At 64.5% G+C, this 9,006-nt stretch carries 10 protein-coding genes and 2 pseudogenes; 7 read left to right on the top strand and 5 right to left on the bottom strand.

The features are described from left to right. Positions 1-185 (bottom strand): hypothetical protein (locus VZ95_RS05790; RefSeq protein WP_045775016.1); only part of this gene is annotated, 185 nt, incomplete at its 3' end. 149 nt (positions 186-334) lie between these two features. Between VZ95_RS05790 and VZ95_RS05785 the strand changes: the two genes are divergently transcribed. From VZ95_RS05785 to VZ95_RS05770, 5 genes and pseudogenes are all read left to right on the top strand, one after another. Further along, complete coding sequence (locus VZ95_RS05785) at positions 335-976, top strand: glycerophosphodiester phosphodiesterase family protein (protein ID WP_052711522.1); 642 nt, start codon at positions 335-337, stop codon at positions 974-976. Further along, complete coding sequence (locus VZ95_RS28010; RefSeq protein WP_269747064.1) at positions 958-1,059, top strand: glycerophosphodiester phosphodiesterase family protein; 102 nt, start codon at positions 958-960, stop codon at positions 1,057-1,059. The genes VZ95_RS05785 and VZ95_RS28010 overlap by 19 nt, the downstream gene beginning before the upstream one ends. Before the next feature lie 65 nt (positions 1,060-1,124). Beyond that, a pseudogene (locus VZ95_RS05780) lies at positions 1,125-2,524 on the top strand (leucyl aminopeptidase family protein). A gap of 4 nt (positions 2,525-2,528) precedes the next feature. Continuing rightward, entirely contained in the window at positions 2,529-3,128 is a 600-nt protein-coding gene (locus VZ95_RS05775) for an NAD(P)H-dependent oxidoreductase (RefSeq protein WP_045775015.1), read from the top strand. A gap of 112 nt (positions 3,129-3,240) precedes the next feature. Further along, positions 3,241-3,612, top strand: coding sequence for a MarR family transcriptional regulator (locus VZ95_RS05770; RefSeq protein ID WP_045775014.1), 372 nt, complete (start codon positions 3,241-3,243; stop codon positions 3,610-3,612). A 3-nt stretch (positions 3,613-3,615) separates the two neighbouring features. Here VZ95_RS05770 and VZ95_RS05765 read toward each other — a convergent pair whose 3' ends face one another. From VZ95_RS05765 to fsa, 4 genes and pseudogenes are all read right to left on the bottom strand, one after another. Beyond that, positions 3,616-4,863, bottom strand: coding sequence for a methyl-accepting chemotaxis protein (locus tag VZ95_RS05765; protein WP_052711521.1), 1,248 nt, complete (start codon positions 4,861-4,863; stop codon positions 3,616-3,618). Between the two features lie 167 nt (positions 4,864-5,030). Then, on the bottom strand, positions 5,031-5,990 hold the full coding sequence (locus VZ95_RS05760; protein ID WP_045775013.1) for a tyrosine recombinase XerC: 960 nt from the start codon (positions 5,988-5,990) through the stop codon (positions 5,031-5,033). 6 nt (positions 5,991-5,996) lie between these two features. Next, complete coding sequence (locus tag VZ95_RS05755; protein WP_052711520.1) at positions 5,997-6,737, bottom strand: DUF484 family protein; 741 nt, start codon at positions 6,735-6,737, stop codon at positions 5,997-5,999. Positions 6,738-6,752: 15 nt separating this feature from the next. Then, positions 6,753-7,408, bottom strand: a pseudogene (gene fsa / locus VZ95_RS05750) (fructose-6-phosphate aldolase). Between the two features lie 93 nt (positions 7,409-7,501). Between fsa and VZ95_RS29680 the strand changes: the two are divergent. Next, positions 7,502-8,389, top strand: a complete 888-nt coding sequence (locus tag VZ95_RS29680; RefSeq protein ID WP_052711519.1) for a primosomal protein N' family DNA-binding protein — start codon at positions 7,502-7,504, stop codon at positions 8,387-8,389. Further along, on the top strand, positions 8,296-9,006 hold a 711-nt coding region (gene priA, locus VZ95_RS29675), incomplete at its 3' end, for a replication restart helicase PriA (RefSeq protein ID WP_456297679.1). The genes VZ95_RS29680 and priA, both read left to right, overlap by 94 nt.

Below are 9,006 nucleotides of genomic sequence, written 5' to 3'. Positions count from 1 at the left end.
CGCCAGCGCGAAGCCGGGCTGCCGAGCGGCCCCGCCGCCAGACGAAAGAAACGCGGCTCGGCGGCAAGGGAATCCTCCGGGGCCGTTCCCTGCGCCAAACCCTGCCCGGCCAGCAACAGACTGGCCGCACCGCCGATCAGCAGATGGCGACGGGAACAGGGGAGAAAGGAGGAATCGCCAGTCATGGGATGCAGCACGAACAGACTTGCACAGGAGAGACGCGGAAACGCCTCAGAGTTTATCGAAAAAACTATGGCAGCATCGCGCCCGATATGCACGCTATGGCACCGCAGTTTTATCTTTATCATCGCACAAATAGGTTTAGGGGATGTTGATGGTTGACCTGGGTTTACCGCCGATCATCGGGCATCGCGGCGCGCGGGGGCTCGCCCCGGAAAACACGCTCGCGGGGCTGCGCGCGGCCTTTGCCCAGGACGTGCTCTATGTGGAAATCGACGCGAAGCTGACCGCCGATGGCGTGGTCATCCTCATGCACGATGAAACCCTGGAGCGCACCACCGACGGCCGTGGCCGGGTGGCCGAAACCCCCTATACCGTGATCCAGGGGCTCAATGCCGCAAAGAGTTTCGCCGATTGGCCCGCCGAACCACCGCCGACGCTGAACGCCGTGTTGGCCTTGGTTCAAGAGGTCGGCGGCGGCATCAATATCGAAATCAAACCCTGCCCAGGCCGGGCGCGGGAGACCGCTGCCGCCGTTGTGGATATCGTGCGTACCAGTTGGCGGCAACCGAGTCTGCCGCTGCTGTCGTCCTTCGACCGCGACGCGCTCGACGCCTGCCGGGACCGCGCGCCCGACCTGCCGCGCGGCTACCTGTCCGAACGCACCGATGTGGATTGGGTGGCCGAGGCCAAAGCCCTCGCTGCGCCACGCTCAATCTGTCCTGGAGGGCGCTCACGCCGGACCAAGTTCCCACCCTTACCGCCACCGGCCTGCCCGTGCTGCTCTGGACCGTGAATGAGCCCGAGGTTGCGCGCGCCTTTCTTGCGGCGGGCGTTACCTCGGTCATTACCGATTATCCCGATGTCGTTCGCGCTTAAGGCAGCTTTTCAATTCCCCAGAAGGGCGGCATGCTAGACCCTTCTGTTGCTAGAGAGACGGTTTCATGAGCTTCGCCCTGGTCGATAAAGCCGATTCCCCCCGCCCGCTGTACCTGGCCACGCGCGACACGCTGGCCGCACTACTGGAAACCTTAGGGGCGGAGGCGCGGGCCTGGGCCGATATCCAGGGCTATGCCGCCGATCCGGGCAGCCTGCTGGCGCTGCCGCCGGTCTCCGGGGAAGCGGGCGGCTATATCGTCGGTACGGGCGACGAGGCGTCGGCGCTGGGCGGGGTCGATGCCGACCTGTGGGCGCTGGGCGCTTTGCCCGATGCGCTGCCGGTTGGGGCCTATTATCTCGCGGCAGAGCCCGCCGAACCCGCCGCCTCGCGCCTCGCGACGGGATGGGCGCTCGGGGCCTATGCCTTCACCCGCTACAAGAAGCGCAAGCGCGTCGCCGCCACCCTGGTGTGGCCGGAACAGGCGAACCGGGAGCGCGTGTCGGCGATGGTCGAAGCCATCTACCTCGGGCGCGATCTCATCAATACCCCGGCGGGCGACCTTGGGCCGAAGGAACTGGCCGCCACCGTGCGCGATGTGGCCGAACAGCATCGGGCGAGCTGCTCGGTGATTACCGGCGACGATTTGCTAATCGAAAACTACCCGGCGATTCACGCCGTTGGCCGCGCCGCCCAAAACGGCCCGCGCTTGATCGATCTGCGCTGGGGCGATGAGAATCACCCGAAGGTCACGCTAGTCGGCAAGGGCGTTTGCTTCGATTCGGGCGGGCTCGATATTAAATCCGCCGCCGGAATGCAGATCATGAAAAAGGATATGGGCGGCGCGGCCTCGGTGCTGGCGCTGGCCCATGTCATCATGCGCGCCAAACTGCCGGTGCGGCTGCGCGTGCTGATCCCCGCTGTCGAAAACGCTATTTCCGGCAATGCTTTCCATCCGCTCGACGTGCTGGCGACGCGCAAGGGCGTGACCGTGGAGGTCGGGAATACCGACGCCGAAGGTCGCTTGATCCTCTGCGATGCCCTGGCCGAAGCGACCGGGAAAAACCGGCGCTGCTGATCGATTGCGCCACCCTCACCGGGGCCGCGCGCGTCGCCTTGGGGCCGGAGTTGCCGGTGATCTTCACCCGGCACGATGCCCTGGCCGAAGATCTTCAGAATAAGGCCGCGCAACAGGCCGATCCTTTGTGGCGGTTGCCGCTGTGGCCGGGGTATCGCCGCCTTTTGGAAAGCAAGGTCGCCGATCTCAGTTCGACCGGCGAAAGCAGCTTTAACGGCGCGATCACGGCGGCGCTGTTCTTGGCGGAATTCGTCGATCCTGCGACCAAATGGGTCCATGTGGATATGATGGCCTGGAACCCGCGCGCCCGCCCCGGACGGCCCGAAGGCGGCGATGTTCATAGCATCCGCGCGCTGTTTGCCCTCATCGAAGATTATTTGGTTCACTAGCCGGATGCCGCGCGTTCTCATCGTCACCGCCCATCCCGATCCCCATAGCTTCACCCTGGCGCTCGCGCAACGGATGGAAGCGGCGGCGCAGGCAGGCGGGGCGGATGTGTATCTGCGCGACCTGTACCGGGAAGAGTTCGATCCGTGCTTAACCGCCGCCGAAGCGCGGGGCCTGCCGACCGACGATCCCCGCGTGCGAGACCATATCAAGGCGCTGCTCGCCGCCGACGCGCTGATTATCGTCCATCCCAACTGGTGGGGCGCGCCGCCCGCCATAATGAAAGGCTGGATGGACCGGGTGTTCGCGCTCGGGTCTGCCTATGATTTCGAAAAGAATTTCGATGAAGGCGGCCCGCCGGTCCCGCTGCTGCGCACCCGCACGGCCCTAATCGTCAATACCAGCAATACCGCCGAAGACCGCGAGCAGCGGTTTTTCGGCGACCCGTTGGAGCGCATGTGGCGCGACTGCCTGCTCTCCTACTGCGGTGTGCAGCAGGTCCAGCGCTGGGTTTTGCGGATCATCGCCAACAGCACGCCCGAACAACGCGCCCTGTGGCTAACCGAAGCCGAAATTCGGGTTCGGGAACTGGTTCGCCGCCTCTAAAACCCGCCCAGAGAAAGCCATATTTCTCAGGAACACAAATCATCTTGCTTTAGGCCCTGTCATACCGCAGCTTGATTTGACTGCGTAACGATTGGCGGCGAGTGCGACCAGAATGGCCGAGGCACGGGAACCGATGAAAACCGCCCTAGCGCTCGATATGTGGCGCTTGACGACGGTCGAAGGCGTGCGACGCGAGTCGCCGGACCTGACCGCGCGGCAAATGGCGGTGATGCTGACCGTCTATCTCACCCCCGCCCCCCATACGGTGCGCGGGCTGGCCGCCGAGTTGAATATCTCCAAGCCCGCCATTACCCGCGCGCTCGACCGGCTCTCGCAACTCGGGCTCGCTAAGCGCAAGGTCGATCAGACCGACCGGCGTTCGATTTTGGTCCAGCGCACGGTGAAGGGGTCGGTCTATCTCACCGAATTCGGCGAGATCGTGACCCATACTCTGCGCACGCTGGAACTCGGCGGCGGCGATTAAACCTTAAACCGCTCGGATCCGCGCAATAAACCGATCCACTTCCTGCATCAGATGCGCGCTTTCGCGCGTCAGGCCCGAGGTGGCGGTGAGGACCTGCGCCGCGCTGGAGCCCGCTTGTCCCGCCGCCTGCGATACGCCCGCAATCGTGCGGCTGACGTCTTCGGTGGAGCGGGCGGCTTCCTGCACATTGCGGGTAATCTCGCGGGTTGCCGCCGACTGCTGTTCGACCGCCGCCGCAATGCCGCTGGAAATATCATTGATGCGCAGAATGGTGGCGGCGATGCCTTGGATCGATTCCGCCGCGCCGCGCGTTGCGGTTTGAATGGTCTCGGCCTGCTCGGCAATATCCTCGGTGGCTTTCGAGGTTTGCGTCGCCAGCGATTTGATTTCGGAGGCGACCACGGCAAAGCCGCGCCCGGCATCGCCCGCGCGCGCCGCTTCAATCGTAGCGTTGAGGGCGAGAAGATTGGTTTGCGCCGCGATCTCATTAATGAGATGCACGACCTCGTTGATCTTTTGGGCGGCCGACACCATGCCGGTGACCGATTCGGTGGTACGGCGCGCATCAGCGGCGGCGGAACTGGCGATGGAGGCCGATTGCGTCACCTGCCGCCCAATCTCGCCGATCGACGCCGCCAGTTCTTCGGAGGCCGAGGCCACGGTTTGCACCGAATGGGCGGCTTGATCGGTGGCTGAACTGACCATCTGCGACTGGCGCGAGGTTTGTTCGGACAGCGCCGCCATCTCCCGCGCTGTGCCGTTCAGCCCATCGGCAGCGGTGCCAACCGTCTTGCAAACGCCGCGCACCGACTGCTCGAAACTATCGGCAAGCTCGGCCAGCAGGCGGCGCTTTTCCGCTTCGGCCCGCGCTTCCGTTTCGCGCTTTTCCGTATCCATACGGTGCAGTTGCGCCAGATTCTCGCGGAAAATTTCGGCGGCGCGCAGCACATCGCCAATTTCATCGCGGCGGCGGACCATCGGAATGGCAGTATTCACGTCACCGGCGGCCAAACCGCGCAGGGCGGCAATGGCGGCGCGCAACGGATTGCCGATACCGAAGCGGGCAATCACCAACCCTTGCAAACAGCCGAAAACGATGCAGACGATCATGATAATCAGCAGCCGATCCGCCGCTGCGGACGAGGCCGCCGCCTCAATCCCAACCAAGCCGACAATCAGTGTCAGTACCGCTTGCACAGCGATCAGCGTCAGCTGTTTCCAGAACAGCCGGGTATCCCCTAACAGGCTCATGTTTGTTCCCTCCCCAGGGAGTCCTTATTTTTAAGGATTTATTAGCATGACTATCGATCAACTTTTACGCACTGTCAATAACGTCATTCAGTTTACGTCAAGGGGAGGTGATCTTAACGTGATAGGTGAAGAAGAATATTGCTGAGAAGGGCGTAATACCTGACCTTTTAGCCGATTGTCTCGGCCCGGCGGGAGCGCGGATGTGCCGCCCGATGCACCGCCATCAGGCGCGCGGCGTCTACTTCCGTATAGCGCTGGGTTGTAGAGAGCGAGGCGTGGCCGAGCAATTCCTGGATGGTGCGAAGCTCCCCGCCCGATGCCAGCAGATGCGTCGCAAAACTATGGCGCAGCGCGTGGGGCGTTGCGGTTTCGGGCAGGGCGAGGGCCACCCGCAAGCGGCGAATCTGCCGTTGCACCACCCCCGGATTGAGTGGCCCGCCCCGCGCACCGACGAATAGCGGTCCCTCCGACGGCAGCGGGAAGGGGCAGACGGCGAGATAGGCGCGCACCGCATCGGCGATCACCGGCAGAACCGGCACGATCCGCTCTTTCCCGCCCTTGCCGCGCACGCGCAGCACGTCCGACAGGGGAGCCTCGGCGCGGGTCAGGCCCAGGGCTTCACCCAGGCGCAAGCCGCAGCCGTAGAGCAGGGTAATCAGGGCTAGATCGCGGTCCCCCAGCCAGGGTGCGCTGGCGATTTCGGCGATATGATCGAGACTATCGGCGGCTTCGGCCTCGCTTAAAGCACGCGGCGCGGTTTTGGGCTGGCGGGGCGTGCGGATGGCGCTCATCACTGGGTTTTGCACGAGCCCCAAATGATCGAGCCGCCCGAATAGGCTGCGTAAGGCCGAGAGCCCCCGCGCCAGCGAGGCGCGCGAAATTCCGGCTTCGGTGCGGCGGGCGAGAAAGGCGCGGATATCGGTCGGGGTTAAGCTCGCAAGCCCGGACAGGTCGGGAATTTCGCCGCGATGCTCAGTGAGAAACAGCAGGAACGCCGCCAAGTCGCGCCCATAGCCATCAAGCGTGTGCTTAGAAGCGCGCTTTTCCGCCCCGAGCCACAGCAGCCAGCCCGTCAGCGCCTCGGTCAAATCCGGCGCGGCAGTAAAGGTGAGCCCGGCGGGCAGCACGCGCGGTTACTCGTCGAGATCAAGCCAGGCGCGGGTCGTGATTTCCACCGTTTCGGCCAAAAAGCCGATGAGTTCCGTACCCTGACCCGGATGGAAAATCCCTGGACGGCGCGCGCCCAGGGCCAACATCGCGGCGGGGGCTTGGCTGGACACATGCAGGCGAATAAGCGCGTCCGACCGCGCCAACCCCGCCAACTCCTCGCCATAAATCTCGGGCTCGCCCGAAATATCGGCGCGCAGCACGACGGCTTCGCTGCCCAAGAGTTGATCGATCATGCCGATGGGGAGAATCCGCACATTGCTATTGGCGGCCACGGTGCCTTCGCCGCTGGCTTCCAGGCAGAAGCCGACCGCATCCACATCGAGTAAGCTGGCAAGCTCATCCGTCAGCACCGTAATGAAATCTTCGAAGCTGCGCGCGCCAATGAGGGCGATAATCGCGGCATGCACGCGGCCTTGGCTGACGAGATTATTGCGGCTGGTGGCAATCAGTTTGCGCTGATTGAGCTTGAGGCGGCTAATGTCCGAGCGCAGTTTTTGGACGATGAACTGCTGAAGATCGACAACCCCCTCGCCCATCGCGCGCACGGGCGGTATCAGCACCCCGGCAATATCGGGGTGCCGCACTAGAAAATCGGGATTACGGCGCAGGTAGGTCAGCACGGCGGCATCGGTCAGCGCGTCGGCTTTCACCTTCGCAACCGCTTCCCCTTGCCGTCCGCTCTGCTCTACGCTGCGCTCGTCCATCCGTTTCGTTCCGTTCTAGAGGATCGATTGGCCGGTCGCGGCCCAATCTTTCAAGAAGGTCTCAAGGCCGCGTTCGGTCAGCGGGTGCTTATAGAGCATCCACAGCAGCGACGGCGGCAAGGTCGAAACATCGGCCCCCATCTTGGCGGCTTCGATGATGTGGGTCGGGTTGCGCACCGAGGCGACCAGCACTTCGGTGGTGAAATTCGGATAGGCCGAATAAATCTCGATGATCTCGCAATCAGGCCCATGCCATCGTGGCCGATATCGTCCAAGCGCCCAACGAAGGGGGAAATAAAGGTCGCGCCCGCTTTGGCCGCCAGCAGCGCTTGCGCCGGGGAGAAGCAGAGGGTGACATTGGTTTGAATGCCCTTATCCGATAAATGCTTGCAGGTCTTGAGCCCATCGACTGTCAGCGGCAGCTTCACCGTGACGTTCTTGGCGATAGCCGCGAGGTGCAGCCCTTCCTTCAGCATCGTGTCGAAATCGGTCGCCGCCACTTCCGCCGAAACGGGGCCTTCGACGATTTCGCAGATTTCCGCGATAACATCCGTGAACTTACGGCCAGTTTTCGCTACCAAGGAGGGATTGGTGGTCACGCCGTCCACCAGCCCGGTGGGCACCAGGGCTTTAATTTCCGCAACGTCGGCCGTGTCGATAAAGAACTTCATCCTGATGCTTCTTCCCTTAGCCTTGGCGGACTGCCCGCCCGAAGTTTTCGCCCCAGGCCCCGCCTGGGATGTATCACAGCGCGACTTTAGCCGATGACCCGCCGTCCCGCTAGGCCCGAGGCGCAGGATCGGCCCGCATCGCTCCTAATCGATGATGCGGAACCCCGCCGCGTTTCGGTGCTGCTGCCGCTGCCGCTCGGCGACCTCTACGATTATGCCGTGCCGGAGGGCGAAGAGGTTCCGCCTCCCGGCACCATCTGCACCGTGCCGCTCGGCAGCCGGTTTCTGCCCGGCGTGGTTTGGGACCGGCCTGACGGGGGGGAGGAAATCGCCGCCCGCCGCCTGAAGCCGCTCGGTCCCGCCTATCCGGTGCCGCCGATGGCCGACCCCTTACGCAAGCTCATCGATTGGGTCGCCGCCTATACGCTCAGCCCCCCCGGTGCCGTGCTGCGCATGGGCCTCAGCGTGCCCGACGCGCTCGATGCCCCGGAGCCGACGCGGCTCGTCCGCCTCACCCGCATTGGCGGCGAGGGTGCCTTGACGGCGGCCCGCAAGAAGGTTCTCGCTGTGCTGGAGGAAGAGGCCGCGATGACGCCCGCCGACCTCGCCCGCGCCGCTGGGGTCAGCGCCGCCGTGATTACCGGGTTGGTGCGCACGGGCTGGCTGGAGAGCGTCAGCGTCGCCCCGGAGCTTACCCCGCCACCGCCCTACCGCTGGCGCGGCGCGGATTTTTCCGACGATCAGCAAGCCGCCGCCGATTCCCTCTGCGATCAAGTGCGAACGGGCGGTTTCGCCGTGACCCTGCTCGATGGCGTGACCGGCTCGGGCAAGACCGAAGTCTATTTCGCCGCCGTCGCCGCTGCTTGGCGGAAGGCAGGCAAGTGCTGGTGCTCCTACCCGAAATCGCCCTCTCGACGCAGTGGCTGGAGCGCTTCCGCAGTCGCTTCGGGGCCGATCCGCTGGTCTGGCACTCGCACCTGACCCCGGCGGCGCGGCGCAAAAGTTGGCGGCGCATTGCGCTGGGGCAGGCCCCGGTGGTCGTCGGCGCGCGCTCGGCCTTGTTTCTGCCGCTGGATCATCTCGGCCTGATCGTCGTCGATGAGGAGCATGAGGCCAGCTTTAAGCAGGAAGAGGGCGTGCTCTATAACGCCCGCGATATGGCCGTGGTGCGCGCCCGGCTGGAGGGCGTGCCGATCCTGCTGGCCTCGGCCACCCCTTCGCTCGAAAGTCTGGCGAATGTCGAATCCGGGCGCTTCCATTGCACGCGCCTGCCCGAACGCCACGGCGTCGCGGAGATGCCGGAGATCGCCGCTATCGACCTGCGCCGCAGCCCGCCGCCGCGCGGGGCGTTTCTGTCGATCCCCCTGCGCGATGCGATTGCCGAAACCTTGGCGCGCGGCGAGCAGGCGATGCTGTTTCTCAACCGCCGGGGCTATGCGCCGCTAACCCTGTGCCGGACCTGCGGCTATCGCTTTGAGTGCCCGAACTGCTCGGCCTGGTTGGTGGAGCATCGCGGGCGCGGGCGCTTGCTCTGCCACCATTGCGGCCACACCCAGCCGGTGCCGCCCGCCTGTCCGTCCTGCGGGACCGAAGATGCC

Origin of the sequence: Elstera litoralis (assembly GCF_000963705.1) — a bacterium.
Lineage (GTDB): Bacteria > Pseudomonadota > Alphaproteobacteria > Elsterales > Elsteraceae > Elstera > Elstera litoralis.
Note: the sequence above shows the minus strand (reverse complement) of the source record. Positions and strands in the feature narration are given on the sequence as shown.